General features: G+C 45.2%; 1 rRNA gene. It reads right to left on the reverse strand.

What is annotated here, in order from left to right:
• Positions 1 to 225 (reverse strand): 16S ribosomal RNA (locus I6E11_RS14920); the annotation flags it as partial.
• Positions 226 to 279: the final 54 nt, after the last annotated feature.

The following is a 279-nucleotide window of genomic DNA, read 5'->3' on the forward strand; positions in this document are numbered from 1 at the left end:
CGATGAATCTTTAATGGTATTATCATGCAATCTTACCATACTATCAGGTATTAATCTTTCTTTCGAAAGGCTATCCCTGAGTAAACGGAAGGTTGGATACGCGTTACTCACCCGTGCGCCGGTCGCCGGCAAAGTCAGCAAGCTGACTTCCCGCTGCCCCTCGACTTGCATGTGTTAAGCCTGTAGCTAGCGTTCATCCTGAGCCAGGATCAAACTCTTCATTGTAAAATATTTTTATACATCCGCAAAGGATGTGTTATGTCTCTGTTCAGGATACCG

This window comes from Bacteroides caecigallinarum (genome assembly GCF_021531075.1).
Taxonomy (GTDB): domain Bacteria; phylum Bacteroidota; class Bacteroidia; order Bacteroidales; family Bacteroidaceae; genus Phocaeicola; species Phocaeicola caecigallinarum_B.